The organism is Micromonospora sp. NPDC047738, assembly GCF_040642675.1.
Lineage (GTDB): Bacteria > Actinomycetota > Actinomycetes > Mycobacteriales > Micromonosporaceae > Micromonospora.
The window spans coordinates 20,158-40,605 of record NZ_JBEYSO010000046.1 but is presented as its reverse complement, the minus strand read 5'-3'; the positions used below and the strand labels follow the sequence as shown (position 1 = coordinate 40,605).

General features: G+C 70.2%; 12 protein-coding genes and 1 pseudogene. 6 read left to right on the top strand and 7 right to left on the bottom strand.

All coding sequences use genetic code 11. The features are described from left to right. The 4 genes and pseudogenes from ABZ783_RS34880 to ABZ783_RS34865 all read left to right on the top strand — a co-directional run. Positions 1 to 582, top strand: a 582-nt coding sequence (locus ABZ783_RS34880) for an IS200/IS605 family accessory protein TnpB-related protein (RefSeq protein WP_357446578.1), incomplete at its 5' end; no start/stop codon positions are given. Positions 583 to 1,586: 1,004 nt separating this feature from the next. Beyond that, positions 1,587 to 1,994, top strand: coding sequence for a PPOX class F420-dependent oxidoreductase (locus ABZ783_RS34875; protein ID WP_357446575.1), 408 nt, complete (start codon positions 1,587 to 1,589; stop codon positions 1,992 to 1,994). 406 nt (positions 1,995 to 2,400) lie between these two features. After that, a pseudogene (locus tag ABZ783_RS34870) lies at positions 2,401 to 2,490 on the top strand (IS5/IS1182 family transposase); the annotation flags it as partial. A gap of 650 nt (positions 2,491 to 3,140) precedes the next feature. Continuing rightward, positions 3,141 to 5,231, top strand: coding sequence for a glycosyltransferase (locus ABZ783_RS34865; RefSeq protein ID WP_357446572.1), 2,091 nt, complete (start codon positions 3,141 to 3,143; stop codon positions 5,229 to 5,231). A 68-nt stretch (positions 5,232 to 5,299) separates the two neighbouring features. On the opposite strand, the gene ABZ783_RS34860 is transcribed toward ABZ783_RS34865, so the two are convergent. The 4 genes from ABZ783_RS34860 to ABZ783_RS34845 all read right to left on the bottom strand — a co-directional run bounded on the left by ABZ783_RS34860 (position 5,300) and on the right by ABZ783_RS34845 (position 13,408). Beyond that, the gene (locus tag ABZ783_RS34860) at positions 5,300 to 6,340 is read right to left on the bottom strand and encodes a glycoside hydrolase family 6 protein (RefSeq protein WP_357446569.1); all 1,041 of its coding nucleotides are present in this window, start codon (positions 6,338 to 6,340) and stop codon (positions 5,300 to 5,302) included. Between the two features lie 451 nt (positions 6,341 to 6,791). Beyond that, positions 6,792 to 7,598, bottom strand: coding sequence for a type II CAAX endopeptidase family protein (locus ABZ783_RS34855; protein ID WP_357446566.1), 807 nt, complete (start codon positions 7,596 to 7,598; stop codon positions 6,792 to 6,794). Between the two features lie 7 nt (positions 7,599 to 7,605). Then, complete coding sequence (locus ABZ783_RS34850) at positions 7,606 to 12,156, bottom strand: amino acid adenylation domain-containing protein (RefSeq protein ID WP_357446563.1); 4,551 nt, start codon at positions 12,154 to 12,156, stop codon at positions 7,606 to 7,608. A gap of 7 nt (positions 12,157 to 12,163) precedes the next feature. Then, positions 12,164 to 13,408 (bottom strand): LLM class flavin-dependent oxidoreductase, encoded by a 1,245-nt coding sequence (locus ABZ783_RS34845; RefSeq protein ID WP_357446560.1) that lies wholly within the window; start codon positions 13,406 to 13,408, stop codon positions 12,164 to 12,166. Between the two features lie 189 nt (positions 13,409 to 13,597). On the opposite strand from ABZ783_RS34845, the gene ABZ783_RS34840 reads away from it, so the two are divergent. Together ABZ783_RS34840 and ABZ783_RS34835 are read left to right on the top strand one after the other, a co-directional pair. Further along, entirely contained in the window at positions 13,598 to 13,876 is a 279-nt protein-coding gene (locus ABZ783_RS34840; protein ID WP_357446557.1) for an acyl carrier protein, read from the top strand. After that, positions 13,877 to 15,604, top strand: a complete 1,728-nt coding sequence (locus ABZ783_RS34835) for an acyl-CoA dehydrogenase family protein (RefSeq protein WP_357446554.1) — start codon at positions 13,877 to 13,879, stop codon at positions 15,602 to 15,604. It begins immediately after the preceding gene. Here ABZ783_RS34835 and ABZ783_RS34830 read toward each other — a convergent pair. Genes ABZ783_RS34830 through ABZ783_RS34820 form a run of 3 tightly spaced genes read right to left on the bottom strand, consistent with a single transcriptional unit; the run spans position 15,576 to position 20,409 of the window. Continuing rightward, positions 15,576 to 16,313 (bottom strand): amino acid racemase, encoded by a 738-nt coding sequence (locus tag ABZ783_RS34830; RefSeq protein WP_357446551.1) that lies wholly within the window; start codon positions 16,311 to 16,313, stop codon positions 15,576 to 15,578. The two genes, ABZ783_RS34835 and ABZ783_RS34830, sit on opposite strands and share 29 nt — an antisense overlap. Continuing rightward, positions 16,310 to 18,568: a 7-cyano-7-deazaguanine synthase gene (locus tag ABZ783_RS34825; protein ID WP_357446548.1), complete on the bottom strand. Its 2,259-nt coding sequence runs from the start codon at positions 18,566 to 18,568 to the stop codon at positions 16,310 to 16,312. Before ABZ783_RS34825 ends, ABZ783_RS34830 begins: the two co-directional genes overlap by 4 nt. After that, on the bottom strand, positions 18,565 to 20,409 hold the full coding sequence (locus ABZ783_RS34820) for a non-ribosomal peptide synthetase (protein WP_357446545.1): 1,845 nt from the start codon (positions 20,407 to 20,409) through the stop codon (positions 18,565 to 18,567). The genes ABZ783_RS34825 and ABZ783_RS34820 overlap by 4 nt, the downstream gene beginning before the upstream one ends. Positions 20,410 to 20,448 lie beyond the last annotated feature (39 nt).

Here is a 20,448-nt window from a genome sequence, read left to right as displayed (position 1 = left end):
CATCGTGACGCACAGGTACGGCACGCCCTGATCCGGCTTCTGCACTGGGCCAAGCGGCACGGGCTGAACATCGCGATCGAAGACCTCGACTTCGCGGCGCAGACCACGCGGGAGAAACACGGCCGCCGCAAGCGGTTCCGCAAGCTCATCTCCGGCATGCCAGTGGCCAAGCTGCGGTCCCGGCTCGTCAGCATGGCGGCCGAGTTGGGCATCACCATCGTCGCTGTCGATCCCGCCTACACCTCCAAATGGGGCGCCCAGCACTGGCAGGGCCCCCTGACCAGCACCAACCGCAAGACCACCCGTCACGACGCCGCTAGCATCGCGATCGGACGACGCGCCCTCGGACACCCGATCCGGCGACGGACGACACCGCCCCCCGACGACCAGAGCGATCGCCGCGGGCATCGGAGCGCCCAGGCCGAACCTGGTGCCCGAGAGCGTGAGGGAACCCGCCCCCACATTCCCGGACCACGGACACGATCCGATGAAGCCGGACGCGGAGCGAACGCGGGAAACCAGTGTGCCCAACACCGTTCGGGGCACGCGACTGAGCCTGTCCAACCCATGCTCAGTCTTTAGGAACGGTAGGCCAGCGGGTCGGACGTACGCGTGCCCGTGCTGGCGGTACGCCCCGTCGTACTGCTCGTACTGTTCGTCGTACTGCTGGTGTCGGTGCCTTGCGTGTCGCCCTTCGTGCTCCTGGTGGACGTTCTCGGGCTGGTACGACTCCGGCAGGTCCTCACGCCACTGCGACGTGGCCGCCCCCTGCCACTCGTGGCACAAGTCGGAATCGTCTGCTGCCAGCCGAGACTGCCGAGAGGCCCAGCTGTCCAAGCCATTCGCCGCGTCGCCGTTAGGTCGCGCAGCCCGATCGCCGGAATAAGCGGTCGATCTCTCGGCCACGGTCGCTGGCCTCCTCCGAAAGCACAGATACGGACAGCTAACTGACCTTACTCACCATCGGCCAAAAGTCCACCCGGCCATCACGCGAACAGGCGACCTTGAGCCCGTTCAGACGACCTGCGGCAGAGGCGTTAGGCGGGTGTAGCGGGCTGGCACAGCAACTCGCCCGTGGCCGGATCCTGGCACAGGTATCGGTGGCCCTCGTGCATCCACCCCCAGAGCCAGTCCTTGAACAGGGGTCGCCGGCAGTGCCGACAGGTGGCGCTTCGACTCTCCTCCTCGGGAGCCGGTTGTGCCACCTGGACAGGCGTTTCCACCTCTGCAGGCGCCACAACTGTGGGTTCCGACGAGGCGGTGGCGGAGTGGCGGGCTGGCCGGGGCTGCGGAGCAGGGATTGACGGTTTGGTCTCGACCATGCGTGTACTCCTCTGCGCCTCTACGACCGGGCCGGGCGGCACCCTCGGTTTGCCGCCACACCCGTCAGGGAAGGTGCTTAAGCCCGTTCTCTCCACAAAAGGAGGCGTTGCGGGTCGCCGTGCCGTTACGGCACCGCTGGTTAGCGGGGAAGGGGCGGGGTGTACAGGTCAAGCGTGACCTCGCCCGCCTCGCGCCGCAGGACGTCGCTTTCAAACCCCGGCGACCGCGTCCAACGCACAAACTGAACGTGTAGTTTCCGGACCATGGCCTTCACCGATGAGGAGATCGCGTACCTGCGGTCGCAGCCGCTCGGGCGGCTCGCGACGCTCGGCGCGGGCGGTCAGCCCGACGTGGTGCCGGTGGCCGTCGAGTTCGACGGGACCTTCCTGTGGGTCGGCGGTGGCGCCACCGTGCGCGGCACCCGGAAGTTTCGCAACATCGCCTCGGGAAACCACAAGGTGGCGCTGGTGGTCGACGACCTGGTGTCGCTCGAACCATTCGTCGCCCGGGGCATCCGCGTGTACGGCCACGCCGAGCAGCCTTTCGAGCGGGTCGGCCTGGTCGGTCCGGGCACCTACCTGCGCATCACGCCCACCGTGTCTTGGAGCTGGAACCTTGCCGGCGTGCCGGCCGGCGACACGTGGTACCCGTCGAACAAGACAGCGCACTAGCCCAGAACCGAACGGGCAGCGATCAGCGCCATCGGCACCGAGGAAACGGCCGGCCGGCGCGACACCGCCCATCGATCTACCGACCGTCACGCGACAATCCACGAACACGCTGAATTCAGTTGAAACGGCGTCTTACTGGGCGTTTTGATCTTGTCTGGGTGTGATTGGCGGCATACGGCCGGCCGAATGCCAGGCCAGCAGAGCAGCCGACTCATGGCTATCGGCACTATTTGCCCTGACTGATGCCGCACCGATATGCCAGCTTCGTTCCGCAGAACGTGTCTGGTTCAGAAAAGCCCTCGTATCGCCGGACTGCAGGTGCGATCCACCAGCTGGTCCACAGTAGACCATTGGCATGGTAGCGCCAGGCGATGCCGGTGCGGTTGACGTGGAGGCCCTAGCCGACAACTCCGCCAGCATGATCCGCATCGCGATGATCGACAACCTCACCAAACGCATCACCCACGAAACCACCCCAACCTGGCGAGACATCTGAAGGCGGCATTACCTACAAAATACGTGAATCAGACGCCCTCTTGAAGAGTTGCAGGCGGACGGAACGGGGGCGACGAAGGCGAATCCTTTCCGCAACTAAGATCCCGCGCGTGGATCAAACCGCCATCATTCCCGCCGTACCAGAGCCACCCCCGGTCTTTGTCGATCCAAGCGGCCGGCGGCGGCGGTGGCTGCGCCGCCTCGCGTACGGCTTCGGCGTGCTCGGTGTCGGCTACACGCTGGTGGTGGGGGTGAGCTTCGCTGGCGGTCCGGCGCGTCCCGAGACCGTCTTACCGTTTGTCGAACCCACTGCGAGCCCGTCCTGGCAGCCGCCCCCCGCCCTCTCGCCCGATCAGTCGCCCACCGCTGGTGCCTCCGCCAGGCCTTCGGCCCGGCCCACCTCGCTGCGTACCGGCACGCCGGCGGCCGGCTCTGGCGCAACATCCCGTAGCTCCACGTCTGCCAGGCCGAGTGCGCCCCGGCCCTCCGTCCCGACGTCGCCGAAGCCCAAGCCGGAGCCCACATCGCCAGGCCCGACCGGGCAGGGGTCTGCCGGTGACTGACCGCAGTGGCTTGGGGCTGAAGGCCCAGCGTCACGCGCGCCGGACGTACCGGCGTATTGTGCCGCGCCCCAGTTGGACGGTGCTCGCGATGGTGTTCGTGCTGCTCGGGGGGTTGCTCTTCGTCGAGGCGTACGCCAACGCCGCCTTCGTGCCCGATCACAAGGCCACCCCCAGAGGCCAGGACAACGTGCCCACCGAGGTACGCGACGGCGGCCCCATCCTCAACGTCGGCGCCGACGGGCGTACCCAGTCGCACCGCCTGCCGCCCCGTACCCTGGCGCTGACCTTCGACGACGGGCCGGATCCACGCTGGACGCCGGAGGTGCTCCGGGTGCTGGCGCGGCACCAGGTGAAGGCAACCTTCTTCGTCCTGGGCACGCAGGTTGTCCGGCATCCCGAGCTGGCCCGGGAGATGGTGGCGGCCGGACACGAACTCGGCGTGCACACGTTCACCCACGCCAACCTTGCCGACCTCCCCGCCTGGCGACGGCAGCTGGAGTACGAGCAGACCCAGATGGCGATCGCCAGCGCCACCGGAGTCCGGACTTCCCTTTTGCGCTTCCCATACTCGTCGCGCGCGGACGCCTATACGGACGGGGACTGGCCGCTGCTGCGGCAGGCCGGTGAGCTGGGCTACCTAACGGTGGTCAACGACGTCGACAGCCTGGACTGGGCGAAGCCCGGCATCGAGACGATGATCGCCAACGCCACGCCGTCGGGATACGCGGGAGCAATCGCGCTGTGGCACGACGCCGGTGGTGACCGGTCGGGAACGGTCGCCGCCCTTGACCGGTACATCCCGCTGATGAAGGCGCGCGGTTACCGCTTCACCACCGTGACCGAGGGGCTGAACCTCGCGCTGGCCGGGGCGGGTGTTGCGGTGGCGGGGCACACCCCGGTCAGGCTCGGCGAGCGGTGGCGCGGTGACGTGCTGGCGCTGGCGGTGCGCGCTGCTGATGCCACGTTCAGCGTCTTCGGTGTGCTCTTCGTGATCGTCGGGGTGCTCACGCTCGGGCGTACCGTCCTGCTGTTCCTGCTCGCCCTGCGGCACGCACGCCGGCGGCGGCGTCACGACTGGTCGTGGGGTCACCCGGTGACCGAACCGGTCTCGGTGGTCGTCCCGGCGTACAACGAGAAGGAGGGCATCGCCGCGGCGGTGCGGTCCCTGGCGGGCGGCGACCACCCCGGCGGGATCGAGGTCGTCGTGGTCGACGACGGATCCACCGACGGCACCGCCGACATCGCCGAGGCCCTCCGGCTGCCGAACGTACGGGTGGTGCGCAAGCCGAACGGGGGCAAGCCGAGCGCATTGAACACCGGCGTCGCGTTGGCGCGGTTCAACCTGATCGTCATGGTGGACGGGGACACCATCTTCGAGCGCGACTCGGTCCGGCGACTGGTCCAGCCGTTCGCTGATCCTCGCGTGGGTGCCGTGGCCGGCAACGTCAAGGTGGGCAACCGTGGCAGCCTGATCGCCAAGTGGCAGCACATCGAGTACGTCATCGGATTCAACCTGGATCGCCGCCTGTACGAGACCCTGCGGTGCATGCCCACCGTCCCAGGCGCGATCGGCGCGTTCCGCCGGCAGGCGCTCAACGAGGTAGGCGGGATGACCGACGAGACGCTGGCCGAGGACACCGACATCACCATGGCGCTGGGCCGGGCCGGCTGGCACGTGGTGTACGAGGAGACGGCCCGCGCGTGGACCGAGGCGCCGACCACCCTCGGACAACTGTGGAAGCAGCGGTACCGCTGGAGCTACGGCACCATCCAGGCGATGTGGAAACACGCGGCTTCGGTCTTCGACCGGGGCGCCTCCGGCCGGTTCAGCCGCCGCTGCCTGGCCTTCCTGGCGCTGTACGGGGTGCTGCTGCCGCTCGGCGCGCCGGTGATCGACCTGCTCGCCGTGTACGGCCTGCTCTTCCTCGACCGGACGGAGACCGTACTGGCCTGGCTGGCGATGCTCGGCCTGCAGTTCGTCACCGCGATCACGGCATTCCGGCTGGACCGGGAGAAGCTTGGAGTGCTCTGGGCGCTTCCGCTGCAGCAGTTCGCCTACCGGCAACTGATGTACCTGGTGCTGCTCCAGTCGGTGGTCACCGCGTTGACCGGCGGCCGGCTGGGCTGGCAGAAGCTGCGCCGGACCGGGCTCGCGCCGCCAGCACCCGGCCAAGCCTAAGCTGGGGTCTGTCTCGACGTGGGTTCCGTTCTGGCCTGGGTTGATGTGATGTTGCGGCGCGTCCGGGATCAGCCGGCCGCGTCGCGGGCGAGCGCGAGGGCATACTCGGGCCACCAGACCCCGCGTTCGGGTTCGCCGGGGCGGCAGGCTCCGTCGGACTCACCCGGGTACTTGATCCAGAGCAGCGCGTCGACCCGGTCGAGGCCGGGGGCATCGGTGGGTTCCTCGCCGAGTGCCCGGCCCGGCGGGTTGCACCAGCTCGGTGCGCCGTCCACGGTGGCGCCGGCGGCCGGGCCGTTGCCGTTGCGACTCGTGTCGATCACGAACCGGACATCGCCGCCAAGGGCATCGGACAACCGGTGGCCGTACCGGACGTTATCCCGCGTACGGAGGAAATTGGCGACGTTGAGCGCGAACCCGTCGGCGTCCCGGACGCCGGCTTGACCCAGTGCCGCGGCCAGCGACGCAGTGTCGCTGATCCACTCGGGGTGCCCGGCGTCGAGGTAAACCCGGGCCGCGCCGGTGCTCTTGAGCACGGCGACCGCGTCGCGCAGCAGCAGGAGCCGTTCCTTGAGGTTGCGGACGCACCGATCCACAGCGTCCGGGACCGCGCCGGGTTCGAGGACCACGATGACCGGCCTGCCCTCGATCCCGCCGGCAAGCTCACGGATCCAGCGCTGGTACTCCTGGCCGGTCGCGGCTCCCCCGGAGCCCTGCCGGTCACAGTCCCGGTCCGGCACGTTATGAATGACCAGGACCGGTGTCTGGCCCGCGATCGTCGCCCGGGTCAGGTAGCCGTCAACCTCCTCGCGAACCGGGGCATCGCCGCCGACCAGCCACTTCGCGCTCGGGCGGGTGCTGATCCGGCGCAGCGTCTCCGCGTCGGCGACCCTGCCGGCACGCTCCCATCGGTCGACCTCCTGAGCGGCCTCGCTGTCCGGGTCCACATAGAAGACAGGTGGCGGCGGGGGCGGCGAGAACGACGCGGAGTTGTCGACCCCACGTTCCGCAGCGCCACCGCCGCAGCTCGACAGCAACGCGATCAGTGCGACCCCGGCTGGAACAAGGGCCCAACGGCGTCGCCCGGGACGGTAAATGGTGCGTACCACGGCGGTCAGGCTACCGGCGTCTGCGCCGCCGACAGTTTCGCGGGCACGTCGCGCATCGTCCCACCGTCGTGACCAGGCGGTGGGCGACGTGCTTGCCGATGCCAGCCCTCCACCGCCCAGACCCGATCCGGATACCTGCGACCGTCCGCGAGCATGTCGGCGTAGCCGGCCTTATCGGTGCCGTACCTACTGTGATTGCTCAAGATGGGAACCCGCGTGAGGGACGCGATTTCCACTCAGAGCTAGGCAGAGTCGCCCTGCGGTAAGCAACCTGGCAGCCGGCCGGCAGGCAAGCCCTCGACAAAGTGTCAGGTCCTGAGACTGATCTGTCACACAGGTCCCGAGATTGGACACCGGCTGCCGGCGTGTCCCACCACATGCTTGAGAGATGCGTCCCACGACATGGTTTACACATCGCCTAGCAGCCATCGTTAACCGCGCAGCGGCTGCATCAGACCTGTAGATAGATCAGGAGGCCGATCGTGGTGTTGGCGACCACGTGGGCGGCGAACGGATAGCCGATGCCGCCGGTCCGCAGCCGGATCACGCTGAGCAGGTAGCCCCACACCCCGGCCATCACGATGCCGAGCGGCCCGGAAGGGATGCCGTTGGCGTGCGAGATGCCGAACGCCACCGACTCGATCACCAGTGCCAGGTGGATTCCCCAGGTGTTGATGAGTTCGGTCTGCAGAACGCCACGGAACAGCAGCTCCTCCCAGGCCGAATTGACGAGGGCGAATCCCAGGATCACGGCGAACGCCTGCCACGGGGAGGCGTGCTGCAACTGGCCCAGGAACTCCGAGAGCTTGGGATCGTCGATGAGGGTCCAGAGGAACAGCCCGAGGACGCTGGTGACGACGACAGCGATGAAGAGCGCGATCCCGCCGGGCGTCAGCGGACCCCACCTCAGCCACGGCGCAATCGGACGCAGCAGTCCGCGCCGGTGCAGCACCCAGCCCGCCACCGCCGGCGCGACCACGAACAGCGTCGTGACCAGCGCCGGCGGCAAGCCTGCGAACACGTACAGGGAGAACAGGAATGCGACCAGGTCGCAGCAGATCACCAGGCGGAGCACGGCGGGCGACGGCCGCAGGGCCGCGACCAGCGTGATGAGCAGCAGGGCGATGCCGCCAGCCAGAGTGAGGGCGGGGCTCTCCGGCACGAGGACCACGGCGATGGCGAGGGCGGTGCCCAGGGTCAGCGCTCGCTCGGTGCGGGAGGAGGACACCACCACCGGCACGGTCATCAAATCGTGCATCGTTCTCCTATCCGAATTGCGCCTCGAACTCCTCAATCTCCCATTGTTCCAGTTCGACCAGCGCCACGTCCGAAGGGGTGAGTCCGTTGGCCCCGGTCCGGGTGACATAGTCACCCAGTTCGTGAAGGATGGCGAGCCAGCGGTCTGCGATCTCGCCGGCCTTTCCCTCGTCGAGGACCTTTTCCGGCCAGGTCATCCGCAGGGACAGGCGGGGACCGCCCGGTTCCATCTGGACGATCGCCACGACGTCCAGGGCGTGGGTCAGCGGCATCTGCGGCGGCTGATGGGTCAGCGCGAAGGAGTTCTCGTCGGTCAGCCAGTAATCGTCGCCGCCCCTGGCCATCCGGAACCGGCCGAGGTAGTTGAACCGGACCTCGGGGGCCGGCAGCGCGGCCAGCACCGGGCGGGTCACCGGGTTGAGGTAGCGCAGCAGCCCGTACCCGACCCCCCGGAGGGGCAGTGCGCGCAGTTGCTCCTTCACCCGCTTGACTGACTCGACCGCGCGGACGCCAGGAGGGAGGTCGCCGGCGAGGTCGAAGCGCACCGGATAGATGCTGGTGAACCACCCGACGGTGCGGATCAGGTCCAGGCCGGGCACGACGTCCTCGCGGCCGTGGCCCTCGAGGTCGATCGGTACGCCCGTGCGGCTGCCGGTGACCTCGGTGAGCGCCATCGCCAGGCCGGTGACGAGCACATCCTGCGCGTCAGCGCCGAACGCCTGGGCGGCCCGGTCGAGGAGCGCCTCGGTCTCATCGGCGCCAAGGGTGCGCACCAGCGACTCCACCTTGCCGGCCCGGTCCCGTTCCGCATCGAGGGGGCGGCTGGCCAGCGTGGGCGCGTCCGGCACCAGCATGCCGGTCCAGACCGCCAGGGTGTCCGCCAGCGCGGGGTCCTGGGCCGCCAGCACCAGCTGCTCGGCCCAGCGCTTGACGGACGTCACGGGCCGGTCCACGGTGGCCTGCCCGGCGGCGGCCAGGTCGGCTAGCAGAATGTGCCATGACACGGCGTCCACCGCCAGGTGGTGGGCGACTAGCAGCAACTGGCCCGCGTCGGCGAACCAGACCACTTCCAGCATCCGCCCCGCCGCGGGATCCAGCCGACCGCGGGCTTGAACGAACTCGCTGCTCAGATCTCCACCGGTCACCCGCCGTACGCAGTTGCGGGCGTCAACCGCTCCGACCGGTGGGACGGACAGGCCCCACACCGTGCCGTCGCCGCTGCTGATCAGGCGCGCCCGCAGCGCGTCGTGCCCGTCGAGCACCGCCTGGACCGCGGCGATCAGCTGCTCCTCGCCGAGCGGCGGTACCTTCACCACCAAGCTCTGGTGGAAGCCCTGGACGTCGCCGCCGATCTCGCGCAGCCAGTGCATGACCGGCGTTGCCGGGACCCGGCCGGTGCCGTCGTCCGGCGCGGCTGCGCCCGCGTCCTCAGGCGTCGCGGTCGACGCCGCGCCGGCCAGCAGGGCGGGCGTCCGATGCCGGAACACGTCCCTGGGGGTCAGCAGCATGCCCGAGTTGCGGGCCCGCGCGGCCACCTGGATGGCCAGGATGCTGTCGCCGCCGAGCACGAAGAAGTCGTCGTCGGCGCCGATCCGGGCGATGCCCAGGACGTCGCCGAAGATCCGGCACAGGTCGTTCTCCTGGGGCGTGGCCGGCGCGCGGCCACCGGACCCGGACGCCAGGTCCACCGGCGGCAGCGCCTTGCGGTCCACCTTGCCGTTCTGGTTCAGCGGCAGGGCGTCCAGCGGGACGAGCACGGTCGGTACGGCGTAGTCGGGCAGCTGGTCGGCGGCGTATGCGCGCAGGGCCTGCAGATCGGAGCCGCCGACGACGTAGCCGATCAGGACCTTCTGCCCGGCCGGGCCGTCCACCGCGACGACCACGGCGTCGGTCACGCCCGGCGCGCCGCGCAGGACCGCGTCCACCTCGCCGGGCTCGATCCGTTGTCCGCGGATCTTCAGCTGGAAGTCGCGGCGGCCGAGGAAGTCGAGCTGCCCGTCGGGGAAGTAGCGCACCCGGTCGCCGGTCCGGTACATCCGGGCGCCGGTGTCGCCGGCGAACGGGTCGGGGAGGAACTTCGTGCAGGTCCGCATCGGATCGGCCAGGTAGCCGCGGCCCACGCCGATGCCGCCGATGTAGAGCTCGCCCGGCATGCCGAGCGGCACCGGCCGCAAGTTGTCGTCCAGCACGTATAGGCGGGTGTTGCGTAGCGGGTGGCCGACCGGCACCCGGGCCACGTCGTACGGGGAATCCTTGGTGAGCACGGCGTGCGAGACGTCGTCGGAGCACTCGGTGGCGCCGTACGCGTTGATGATGTTGGCATTCGGGTGGAGGGCGAACCAGCGCACGCACATCTCCGGCGGCAGGACTTCGCCGTTCACGATGTACCAGCGGAAGGCCGGCAGGTCTGGCGCGGCGGTGGCCGGCCCGCCGCCGCTCCATGCGGCGAGCGTCGCGCGCATGAAGGACGGCACCACCTCGAGGATGGTGACCTTCTCGGCGGCGATCAGCTGGAACAGTGCGAGCGGGTCGGCGGCCATCTCGTTGCCGACGATCCGGGTGTGGCCGCCGACCAGCAGCGGCGCGACCATCTGCCACACCGAGACGTCGAAGGTGAGCGGCGCGTTGTGCGCCACCGAATCGGCGGCGGTCATGCCGAGGTCGCGGACCTTCGCCACAAGGTGATTGATCATCCCGTGCTGGGAGACCATCGCGCCCTTCGGTCGGCCGGTGGAGCCGGAGGTGAAGTAGACGTAGGCGAGATAGTCGTCGTCCCCGGCCAGCGGACCGAGGTTGTTCGGGGCGTCGCGGTCCTCGTCGAGGACCACGATCTCGATCGGCCGGTCCGCAGCGGCGGCGATCGCCTCCGCCAGCCCGGCGTGCTCAGGCTCCACGAGCAGAAGAGCAATGCCGTTGTCGTGGACGAGCGAGGCGTTCCGGGTCGGTGCGGCATCCACATCCAGCGGGACGTACGCCGCGCCCGCGCCCCAGATGCCCAGCATGGACGCGACGACCTGCACACCCCGGCCGGTCAGCACGCCGACGAGCACCTCCGGGCCGGCGCCCGCCTGCCGCAGCTTGCCGGAGATCGCGCTGCCCCAGCCGACCAGCGCGGCGTAATCCAGGATGGTCCGGTCATCCACCGCCGCGACGGCCCGGGGTGACTCCGCGGCGACCTTCCGGATGCGCTGGACGACGTTCTCGAAGGACTCGCCCTCGTCGGTGGCGTTCCAGTCGACCAGCACCCGCTTGCTCTCTGCGGGCAGCAGGACCTCGGTGTCGGCGATCGGGCGGTGCGGGTCGGCGGCCAGCCGGTCCAGGAAAGCCAGCACGCGGTCGGCGTGCAGGTCGAGGTCGTCCGCGGTGTAGCTGCGCGCCGTGGCCGCGAGGTCGAGCACCAGGTCCGGGCCGGCTCCCGGGTGCGCGGTGAAGGCGATGTCCTCGACCGGGCCGTACGACACGTAGCGCAGCGTTGCCGGTGTCCCGGCGAAGTCGAACCGCTGGTCGATCGGCAGGACGTTGACCTCAGGTCCGTACAGGCGGCGCCCGGAGTCGAGATAACCCAGGTCGCGCCGGAGGAACTCCTGGTTGTACCGCTGATGCCGGACCAGCCGCTGAGTCTGCAGGCCGACGGCCCGGATCAGGTCCACGACGGTCGCGCCCGGTTCGACGGTGAGCCGCAGCGGCAGGACGTTCGACATCATGCACGGCGTCCGGAGGGCGGCGGGCGTGCGCCGCGCGGTCACCGTCATTCCCAGGACGATGTCGCGCGCGCCTGTGGTGCGGTGCAGGTAGGCGGCGACCCCGGCGAAGAACGCACCCGGCCAGCCCTGGCTGGACAGGCCCGCGGCGGCGGTCAGCGATTCCAGGGCCGACGGCGGGATCGTACGGGTCAGGCGCAGTTGGCCGTTGCCGGGCAGCGACACGGTGTCCGCGAAACCGGCGACCTCGGGCCGGTCGGCGAGGTGGTCGTTCCAGAAGGTCCGGTCACGCTCGTAGTCCGCCGAGCCGCGGTAGCCGGCCTCCTCCTCCAGGAGTTCCTCGACCGTCGCCCAGGATGCCTCGGGGCAGCGGGCCCCGGTCACGTCGGCGGTGTAGAGCTCGGCGACCCGGCGGGCGAGCAGGCCAGCGCCGTACCCGTCGATGACGACGTGGTGCCCGCGCATGTACCAGATCCAGTGCTCGTCGCCGAGGGCGAGCAGGGCGGTTGCGAACAGGTTCCGCCCGGTGAGATCGGCCGGGCGGTCGATGTCGGCGGCCATCCAATCCACCGCGGCCTGCCGGGGCTCAGCCGTACCGGTCAGGTCGACGTGCGGGAAGTCCATGTCCTGGGCCGGCGCGACAACCTGATGGAAGCCGTCATCATCGAAGGACACCTGCAGCCGGATCGCCTCGGACTCCTCCATCACCCGGCGCACGGCCCGGTGCATGGCGGACCGATCGAGCGGGCCGGTGATCTCCACGTACTGGCCGGCGGTGTAGGAGCGGTCGTCCGGGTTCAGGTACTGCGCCGTCCACACGCCGGACTGCGCGGCCGAGAGCGGGAGCCGTGACTGCATGCGTATCTCAGCCCTTCTGCACCGCAGAACGCGGCAACGCGGTCGGCATGGCGGTACGGGGCACCCGGTATTCCGGGTCCACCTCGCGGGCGGCGGTGCGGCGGGCCAGCGCGGCCTCGATCGCCGGGGCCAGCCGCTTGGCCTTGGCCAGCTCCGCGCTCTCGTGCCGCTCGGCGAACTCCGGCATCACCTCGCGGGCGAACAGCTCCATCGAGGAGCAGATGTGCTCGTGTTTGATCCGGCCGGACTGGGCGATCAGCAGGATCTGGTCCACGCCGGCCGCCTCGTACTCGCGGAGCGTCCTGCGGATCTGCTCCGGGGTGCCGATGCCGCTGTACGCGCCCTCGAGCACCGCGGGAAACTCCTTGTCGACCTGGTCTCGCGGCGTGTCGAGCCCGAGGTCGCGAGCGAGGTCGCCCTTCCCGGGCACGTGCGAGCCCAGACCCCAGTAGTAGGCGAGCGACCGGGCGAAGAACCGGTGGTCGGCCAGCCCGCGCTCGCGCGCGGTGGCCTCGTCCTCGTGGCACATCAGGTAGAGCGTCATGGCGACCTGGGGATTGACCGAGTAGCCGGCCGGCACGCAGTCCTCCGACTCGATGGTCGCGTAGTAGTCGCCGATCCACTTCTCGGCCTCGTCCGGTGCGACGAAGGAGAAGGTGAGGGCGCCGAGGCCGTGCCGGGCGGCGTGCGTGAGGCTCTCCCGCTTGCTGCACGCGGTCCACATCGGAGGGTGCGGCTTCTGCAGCGGCTTCGGCACGATGTTGCGCGGCGGCATCTGCACGTACGTGCCGTCGTACCCGGCAAACGGCTCCTCGACGAACATGCGGGTGACCGCGTCGATCGACTCCCGCCATTGCGCTCGCTTGGCCGACATCTCGATGCCGAACGCGCCCAGCTCGACCTCGGTGCTGGACTCGCCGGTGCCGAACTCGGCCCGGCCGTTGCACAGCAGGTCGAGCATGCCGATCCGCTCGGCCACCCGGGCCGGTGCGTTGATCCCCGGCGGAAGCACCATGATGCCGTGGCCGAGCCGTATCCGCTCGGTGCGCTGGCTCGCGGCGCCGAGCAGCACCTCGGGCGCCGAGCAGTGGCTGTACTCCTCGAGGAAGTGATGCTCCACGGCCCACGCGTAGTCGAAGCCGAGCCGGTCGGCCAGCTCGATCTGCTTCAGCGTGTCGTGCACGATGCGCAGCTCTGAGTCAGGCCGCCACGGCCGAGGGAGCTGAAGCTCGTAGAACAGACCGAACCGCATGATCGTCCCTTCGCGAGGAATGCTGCCGCCGGAGAATACGATAAGAGGAATTCGCGGCCCGCCGGACCTGGATTTGCCGCCGGTCCCGGTCGCTCTTAAGCGCCGATTAAGGTGCCTTTTATGGCCCGCTGTTACTGTCCTGACAGTCTCGCCCGCGATACCCAGTGCCGCGTCCGGAGGAAAATAGCGATGACAAAGAGCCTTGATATCGGGAGCACGAGTGAGCTTCAGTCCTGGTTGCGGGAGCGGATCGCGTTCTATCTGGACCAGCCGGCGGACACCATCGATCCGGACACCGAGCTGGCACACTATGGCATGAACTCCGTCTACGCCGTCAGTCTGCTGGCCGACCTGGAGACCAAACTCGGCGTAGAAATCGATTACATGCAGGCGACGTGGGGCTATCCCACGGTCAACAAGCTCGTCGAATACCTCGAGGCCCTGCCAGCGAATCGCGAGGGTGAATAGGTGACTGGATTGTTGTCCCCCGCCCAGGTGCTGGCGGGTGCCTTCGACGATTACCTGGGCGACCCCTACGCGGGCGGGACGCCGTTCTCCTACGACGAGATCGTCGCCGGTGACGAGGCCTCGGAACTGCCGCCGAACGCCCGCTCGACGATCGAGAAGTGGGGGTTCCACGAACTCCTCGTGCCGGTGGAGCAGGGTGGCCGGCTGCGCACCCTGGACGAGCTGCTGCACGTCTGCCGGGTTCTGTCCCGGCGCAACCCGACGATCGCCGTGATGTACGGCTCCACCCTGCTGGCGGCGAACCCGGTGTGGCTGTGGGGCAGCGCGCGGCAGAAGCGGGAGCTCGCGGGCGAGCTGCTGTCCGGTGGGCTGGCCTGCTTCGGGGTGTCCGAGGCCGATCACGGCAGCGACCTGCTGTCCACCGAGGGGACCCTGGTCCGCGAGAACGGCGGCTTCCGCCTGAACGCGGCGAAGTGGCCAGTGGGCAACGCCACCCGGGCCCGGTTCGTCACCGTGCTGGCCCGCACCGGCGAGCATGACCTCTCGCTGGCTCTGGTGGACAAGCAGCAGCTGTCCGACGGCGCGGTGCGCAACCTGCCGTTCGTGCGCACCCTCGGCCTCAAGGGGCACGACCTGAGCGGAGTCGAGTTCCACGATGCCGTGCTGCCGGGTGACGCGTTGGTCGGGCCGCCCGGCATCGGGGTGACCCAGGTGCTCAAGACCCTGCAGATCACCCGGACGGCCATCGCGGCGATGTCGCTGGGCGTGATGGACGCGGTGCTGCGCATGGGGCTCGGCTACGCGATGGACCGACGCCTGTACGGCGATCGGATCTTCGCCATTCCGATCATCCGGCATCAGCTCGTACAGGAGCACGTCAACCTCTTCATCGGTGAGTGCACGACGCTGCCGATCTCCCGGGCGCTGGTGCTCGCGCCGGAGCGGCTGAGCCTCTGGTCCGCGATCGCGAAGTACCTGGTTCCGGTCATGGCCGAAGAGACGGTGCACAACGTCGGCGTGGTGATGGGCGCCCGCAGCTACCTGCGCGAGGGCGTCGCCTCCGGCGCCTTCCAGAAGCTGCAGCGCGACCATGCGATCGCGAGCGTGTTCGAGGGCACCACCCACGTGAACCTGCACTGGATCGCCGAGCAGTTGCCCGCCGTGGTGGCCGGCGCCGGCGAGCCGGACGACGCGGCGCAGGACCTGCTGCGGCAGCTGTTCGACCTGGGCGACAACACCGCGGCGTGGCACCCCGACGGGCGACGGCTGCGCCTGGCCAACGGCGGCTTGGACGAGATCACCGGGGCCTGGCCACTCGCCGTCCGCCGCGCCGAGGCGCTGCTGCGGGGGCCGCGCCCGCCCGCGGCCAGCGCCGAGATTCTGGACCTGTGCGCCAGGCTGAGCGAGCTGCGCGCCGCCCTGCACCACCGCATCACGGCCACCGAGTCCTGGCAGTCAAGCTCGGTCGCCGCCATCACGGCCGCGCGGGAGCACTGTGCCCACCACGCCGCCGTGTCATGCCTGCTGATCTGGCTCGACAATCGGGATCGCCTCGGCGGTGCCTTCGCCGACGGCGGGTGGCTGGTGCTGTCGCTTCAGCGGTTGCTGCAGCGCCTCGGCGTGACCGTCGCGGTCGACGAGCGCCACGAGGCGGAGCTGGCGCAGCAGTTGGAGCGCGGCGCCGAGAAGAAGGACTGGTTCACCCTGGCATCACTCCCGGCCGGATGAGCGTCGGCGTGCCCGACTCGCCGCGCAGCCGGTCGAGACACGCCAGCGCGAGAGCCTGGAGGCTGGACACCATGGCGTCGGCGGGCAGGCCGGCGGCTTCGTACGCGATGGGCAGTTCGGTGCAGGCGGCCAGCACCGGAACCCGGTGCTGGCGCCACAGCCCGCGGGTCGCCGCCGCGAACACCTGCCCGGCCTCGGCCGTCCGTCCGGCCTTGACCAGGACGCTTGTCTGCTGAATGGCAGCCTGAGCCGCGGCGCCGGGCACGTGCAGCGGGTAACCCAGCCGGCGGGCCCGGTGCTGGTAGAGACCGCTTGCCACGGTGCCGGTGGTGGCCGCGAGCCAGCCGCCGCCGGGCGCCCGCCGGACGGCCTCCCGCAGCGTCGCGTCGACGATGTGCACCAGGGGCAGCGGCAGCTCGTCGCCGATCCGGTCGATGAAGACGTGCGCCGTGTTGCAGGGGACGGCCAGCAGGTCTGCCCCCCAGCGCACGAGATCCAGCAGGCCCGCCCGGATCGGGGCCAGCGGGTCCAACCGGCCGGCAAGTACTGCGGCGCTGCGGTCCGGGATGGCCGGCTCGGAGATCAGGAGTACGCGCGGGTGCTCCTGATCGCTGGTAGCCGGCGATTCGGCGGCCAGCAGGCGGAGGAACTCGGCCGTCGCGGCCGGACCCATCCCGCCGAGGACGCCGAGGTTTCGCCGGATCGTCATGCGGCCGGGGAATCGCCGGCCGAGAGGTTGCCGGCCGGCCGCTCCAGCCGGGCTGCGATCCGGGCGGGATCGACACCGGCAGCCGGCCCGCCGGTCCAGTGCAGACGGAGTCGTCCGTCGATCAGGCTCACGCCGAGCTCCAGCGGATACACGGCCGGCAGCGCGGCCAGGCCGTGGCCCGGCAGGGCTGAGGGCTGGAATGGCTCGGCCTGGCTGGCCTCCGCCCCGAACGGCCCGAAGTAATGCAGCCGGATGGGCGCGATGTCCGGCCCGGCGACGGGCCCGACGGCGAGAAACGGGCCGAGCGTGGTCGTGGACCCCGCCGTGTGGTCGACGACGTCCACGGTGAGCGGGGGCGCGCCGATCACGGCCAGCACGGCGGTGATCTCCGCGGGCTGGGCGGTGGGCGGTGATGTCCGGTCGAGCTGGGCGAGGAACGATCCGGCCGGCGGCGGCTCGGGAGCCGCGTCGTCGAGCCAGTCCCACACGTCGGCTAGATCGGTCAGCAGCAGCCGGAACGAGCGGACGTCGAGGACCAGGGCGTGCGCGGCGAACAGAAGCAGGCGTGCGTCGTCGGTGTCGACGACCGCGCAGCGCACCACCGGGCCGGCCACCGGGTCCAGCTGTGCGAGCAGCCGGTCCGCCACGGTCGGCAGCAGGTCGATGCGCGGCTCGGGGCGCCCGCTGAGGTCGACCCGCGGCACGGCGATGCGCCCGATGCCGCCGTCGACCTGCGTCCACCCGCCGTCCGGGCCGGGCGGCACGAAGCGCAGCCGGAGCGCGTCGTGGCGCAGCATGAGCCGCAGCACCGCGCGGCGGACCTTGGCGAGGTCTGCGTCGTCCGGCAGCCCGACCAGGGCGACCCGTCCGGGCGTGCCGCTCTCCGCCAGGATCTGCTGCTGCGCGGGGGTTAGCGGGAACGACTCGGCGGATGCTTGAGGGGGTTTCGGCTCGACGGCGGCCGGGGCCGGGGAGGGCAGTTCCTGCCGCTGCAGCACGCCGCCGTCGCGAGGGATGCGGTCGACCGCCACCCACTGCTCGGGAACGAGGAAGTCCGGCAGGGTCCGCGCGGAAAAGCTGCGCAGCGTACCCGCGGTGACCGGCCCGCTCGCCACGTAGTAGGCCACCAGACGGCGACCGAGGCGCTGCCGGTCGGCCGGATCGGTATAGCCGATCTTGGCGAGCATGCGCCGGACCCGCGGGATGTCCACGGGCGTGCGGAGCTCCTCGTCCGCGGCTGCCCGCTCCAGGTGGCCGAGCCGCACCTCCCAGCGGGTGGGCGACTCGTAGTTGTGGTAGCCGCGCTCGGCACTGTGGACGTACACGCCGACGTCGTTTATCAGGCAGTTGGAGCTGCAGAAGCCGGTGTCGGTGGGCTGCGTCCAGGCGGTCGCCTCCTCAGCCAGGTAGCGCAGGATCTCGCCCTTGCTGACGTCGCTGTAGCGGAAGAAGTCGACCACCTCGGACGCCTCGACCGCGTTCGGGTCGACCCGCTCACCGATCTGGTGGTAGACCCGGCGCCCGACCGCCAGCTGCTCCTCGATCTCCCGCGGGTCGAAGATGCCGCGCCGGTAGAACCAGCTCAGGCGCTCGTCGATGATCTGGCCGCGGGACAGGCCGGTGACGATGACCGGGATCTTGCGTTGCGCGGCCAGTTCGGTGCTCAGGCTCAGCAGCGAGCGAAAGCATCCGTTGCACACGCTCTGGTGCTGCCGGAGGCTCTCCACGAAGACCCGGTTCTGGTCCGCTCGGCCGAGGGTGACGTGCTCGATGCCCAGCTTGGCGGTGATGTTCTCGACATTGCGTAGCGCGGTCTGCGAGATGAATCCGTTGTCGAAGGTGAATGTCATCACCCGCAAGCCCAGGTCCACCAGGCGGTGCAGCACGTACGTGCTGTCCTTGCCGCCGCTGAACAGGAGCAGGACGTCGTATTCCGGGGCGCCGCCCGCGGTCTTTTCCCGCACCTTCCGCAGGAAGCCGTCGACATCCCCGAAGTACGAGTGGATCGCCGCTTCGTTGCCGGTGTAGAGGCGGCAGAAGTAACAGGTGCCGCCGTCGTCCAGGTCCGCACCGGGGTAGGCGGCGTCCATGCCGCAGCGCACGCATGCCCGCGCCACCTCGGTGGCCGGCGCGGAGCCCTGGTACACGACGGCGCAGTCCGCGACGTTCTCGTGCGCCAGGATCGCCGTCTCGACCTCCTGCTCGAGAACGCGCGCCTGTCCCTGCTGCAGCGTCGCCGGCTCCACCTGCGTCATCGCGTACCCCCCGCAACGTCGGTCAGCGCGTCGAGCAGGTCCTCGGCCTGATCGGGCTCGCTCGCCAGGGCCTCCTCGAGCTGCTCGGCCAGCGCCTCGATGGTGCGCGCGGTGAGGAACGCCTGGAGGTGCACCTCCACGCCGAACTCCGCGCGCAGCCGGGAGAGCATTGCCATGACCAGCAGCGAGTGCCCGCCCATGTCGAAGAAGTCCTGCCGGACGCCCACCTCCGCCACCGGAAGCAGCTCCTCCCACAGCCGGGCGAGGGCCTTCTCGGTCGGCGTGCGCGGCGGCACGACCTCTTGGTCGTCCTGGGCGGCCGGCACCACCGGAACCGGCAGGGCGCGCCGGTCGATCTTCCCGCTGATGGTCCGCGGGAGCTGGTCGAGCGGCACCAGCACGGCGGGTACGGCGCTGGGCAGCAGCCGCTGCGCGACGTGCCGGCGGATCTCATCGTTGTCTGACGGGCTGGACAGCTCGAGGAAGGCGCACAGCGAGGACGCCCCATCGGGCTGCTCATGCACCACCACCGCCGCGTCCCGTACGGCCGGGTGGGTGCGCAGCACGCTCTCCACCTCGCCCAGTTCGACCCGGACGCCGCCGACCTTGACCTGGTGGTCCTTGCGGCCGATGTACTCCAGCTCGCCGGTCGCCAGCAGACGGCCGAAGTCGCCGGTGCGGTAGACCACGTCCGCCGGGTCCCCGGTCAGCGGGTTGGTGACGAACGCGGCGGCCGTCTCCTCGGGTAGGTCGCGGTAGCCGAGCGACCGGTGCGGCGTCCGCAAGTAGATCTCGCCCATCCGCCCCTCCCGGCAGGGCCGCCCGGCCGCGTCGAGGAGCAGCACCTCCGTCTCCGGCATGGGCCGGCCGATCGGGATCGAGGCGGCCTGCGTGTCCTCAGCGGTGACGAAGCGGTAGGTCTTCGTCATCGTCGTCTCCGACGGGCCGTACAGGTTGAGCAGGCGGATCCGCTCGCCGTACCGCTCGAACCACCGGGCCGCGTCGGCGGGGGACAGCCGCTCGCCGGACATCGCGATGCAGCTCAGGTGCTGCAGCTCGAGCCCGTCCACCGAGGCAAGGCCGCGAAAGATCGACGGGACGCAGTGCACCAGCTGGATGCGCTCCGCATCGATCCAGCGGAGCAGGCCGGGTGGGTCGAGGAGCAGGTCCGGCGGCGGAATGACCACCGTCCCGCCGTTGGCGAGCGGGACGAACAGGTCCCGCAGCATGGCGTCAAAGGCAGGCGAGGTGAGGTGGCTGACCCGCCAGCCGTCCTGTGCGCCGAGCAGCTCGGTCTCCCAGCGGATGTAGTGGTCGATGGCGCCGAGCCTGCCCACGATGCCCTTCGGCCGGCCGGTGGAGCCTGAGGTGTGCATGACATAGCACGGGTCGTCGGCCGCCGGGATGTGCCGGACCGCGTCCGCGTCGAGCGTGTCCTGATCCGGGTCGCCCACGTCCGCGCACAGCAGGCGGGCGCCCGGCAGGTGCGTACCGCAGAACTCCTCGGCGGCCGCGCCCTGCACGATCGCGTGCCCGGCGGCGGTGCCGGCGAGGATGTCGCCGTTGCGCGCCTGGGGCGCCGCCAGGTCGACGGGGACGAAGACGGCACCGATCTTCAGGACGGCCAGGATGGCGATGATCGTCTCGTCCCGGTTCGCGGTGAGCACCGGGACGAGGTGGCCGGGCCCGACGCCCGCCGCGCTCAGCCGGCCGGCAAGCCGGTTCGCCGCGTTCTCCAGCGCCGCGTAGGTCAGTGTGCGTTCGGGGGACGACACCGCACGGCGTCCCGGCGACCGCTCGGCCGCTGTGCGGACCAGCGAATGGATCGCCTCGAAAGCCATCCTCTTTCCTTCCTCCGTTACGGCCATGCCAAGTGCCGG